This is a genomic window from Nocardia sp. NPDC057455 (genome assembly GCF_042802775.1).
Classification (GTDB): domain Bacteria; phylum Actinomycetota; class Actinomycetes; order Mycobacteriales; family Mycobacteriaceae; genus Nocardia.
Window position 1 is genome coordinate 1 of record NZ_JBHVDM010000127.1, and the last position, 2,404, is coordinate 2,404.

At 64.6% G+C, this 2,404-nt stretch carries 2 protein-coding genes and 1 pseudogene; all 3 read left to right on the forward strand.

The window, feature by feature from the left end:
- Positions 1-237: hypothetical protein (locus tag ACFU5M_RS31665; protein ID WP_379054772.1), on the forward strand; the 237-nt coding region annotated here is incomplete at its 5' end.
- Positions 238-1,284: 1,047 nt separating this feature from the next.
- Positions 1,285-1,725, forward strand: a complete 441-nt coding sequence (locus ACFU5M_RS31670) for a hypothetical protein (protein ID WP_379054774.1) — start codon at positions 1,285-1,287, stop codon at positions 1,723-1,725.
- Positions 1,682-2,404 (forward strand): annotated as a pseudogene (locus ACFU5M_RS31675) (hypothetical protein); the annotation flags it as partial. The gene ACFU5M_RS31670 and the pseudogene ACFU5M_RS31675, both read left to right, overlap by 44 nt.

A 2,404-nucleotide genomic window follows, 5' to 3' on the forward strand; every position in this document is an offset into this window, starting at 1 on the left:
GCGGCCCGCGAGCTGCACGTCGGCGAAAAGGCGTACAAGGCGAGTGGGTGTGAACGGATCACCGCACCCGACGGCGGACGCATCCACTTCCGGATATACGGCTCGGTCGTCCACGGCGGGGCGTGCCGCGGGCTCAGTGTTGACCGCGTCTACGTCGACCATTCGGACCTGCATGCGAGCCTCGCGCCGTGCCTGCTGCTCGCACCCGACGGGCTCGCGAACGTAGTGCACTGCTGAGCATCGGATCGGCCCGAGCATGGCTCAGCTTCGCCGCACCACGACCACGCAGAAAGGTCTAGGTTGGCAGCATCAAAAGCAAGTCGCGCGGCTCAAAGCTCAGCACGTAGACGGGGCGCCGTGCTGGTGGTGCGGCGACCCTATGTGGAACGGCCAAGACCTCGAGGGCGATCACAGCATCCCGCGCTCGAAGGGTGGGCAACTCGCCGACCGGCTGCTACATGCCGCGTGCAACAAGCAACGTGGCGACGGAAGCAACGACGACGCGCGTCCCGCACTACGCCGTCGCAACGGCGGACACGATAGAAACGTCATCGTCTGGGACCTGTAAGCGCCGAGGCATTGGCTAATCGGCAGTTATCAACTGCGGCAAGGAAATTCGATTGCAGAGAGTTAACTGTCATGTTCGCTAGAAGGTAACCAATAGGTATGCTCAAAATTTGCTAGAGGGGGGTGGGCCAACCTGACGCCCTGTCAGCTTGGCTCTCTCTCCCCCCATGGATCGCCTATCACACCGAGGGTTGGAGCGCAACCCCCAATCTAGTTACCTTGCAGCGACTTTCAGTTACCTGGTTGCAAATATCTTGCAGCACAGTATATTTCGCCTGTCAAGCGTTGCGCTGCTGGAATGGGCCGAGCGGCGCGAATGTCGACACGGCCGGCGTCGGCATAACCGCAGGTCAGGGGATTTGTGTTCGAGAGTGAGGCGGCGCCTGCCTCGGACTCCGCGCCTGCTTCGAAGCCATCCACCGCCCCGGCACTCTCGCCCGTCGGTGCGCGGCTCGGGGGTCGGCGGCAGCTAACCGGTTCGCGTCTGTGGTTAACGTTGCGCGAATCTGAAAAGGCACATTTCAGGCGCGAATGTCGCTGAGAGGTTGCCCGATTTGAGCGTTCCGAAGTTAGCCGAAAAGGTTGCCGAGCCGGTTGCTGGAGGTAACTGGAGGTTGCGCCGGGGGTTGCCCGAGTTAACTGGATTCGTGTAGCAACGTCGGAAGGTTGGTAACTGGTGAATCGCCTTGCCGTGCAGACGGATCCGGCAACCCGACCGTGAACGATACCGCAGCCGGAAACGCCGCCGACGACCTCCGACCCGACGGGCTCGGACCGCGCGCCTCGGCGCTGTGGGATGACATGGCCTTCGCCGGACATCCGGCGTGGTGGGCGGTGCTGCTCGGCGAAGCCTGCCGATTGGCCGACCGCCTCGACCGCCTCGACGCGCTGCTCGTCGGCGACTCGTATGCATGGGCGCGACTGGAGTTCGACGACGTCGACGAGGCCTACGACCTACGCGTCGACGCGGCCGCGGCCGAAGCACGGCAGACAGCATCGGCGCTGCGGTTGATCCTCGCTCAGCTCACCCCGGCCGGCGGCCGCGCCTCGAAGCCACAATCGCCGGCGGGGGGTGACGGGCGACCGCCACAAGAAGGGGGCAACACGCTTGCTGATGTCCTCGCCGGCCGTTGGGCTGGTCGGCAAACAGGAACCTAGGGTTGCGTGCTACCCGGCCGCGGTCGTCTCGCGTGAGGCCGGCGAACGCGCACTCGACATCGCCGATATCGCCGGGCGTAACTGGCCTCAGTGGCAACAAACGTGCGTGCTCGAAGGGATGGCGACGCGCGCGGATGGGCGTTGGGCCGCGCGCGAGGTGTGCGTGCTGTGCAGCAGGCAGAACGGAAAAAACGGTGGCCTCGAGATCGTCGAACTCGGGTGGCTGCTGAACGAGCCCGGCATATCGGTACTGCACACCGCGCACGAGACCGTTACCGCAATGGAAGCAATGGACCGGCTAGTTGGGCTGCTCGGCTCGCATCCGTTGCTCGAAGCGGAGATCGCACCGCGCGGAATCCGCCGCGGCAACGGAAAGGAAATGATCCGATTCCGCAACGGATCGGTAATCCGATTCCGCACGCGGACAAAGAGTTTCGGTCGGGGTTTCAGTGTGGATCGGCTCGTGATCGACGAGGCAATGATCTACTCGCCGGCCGCGAAAGCCGCGCTCGAACCGATGCTCACCACGGCGGACAAACCCGGGTCGACCGGCCGCGGCGCACAGATTTGGTACCTCGGGTCGGCGCCGGACGGTGGCCGGGAATCGACGACGACGCCGACCACGTGTTCGGCGACCGCGAGGTGTGGCGAGACATGGCCTACGAGACGCGGCCGACGC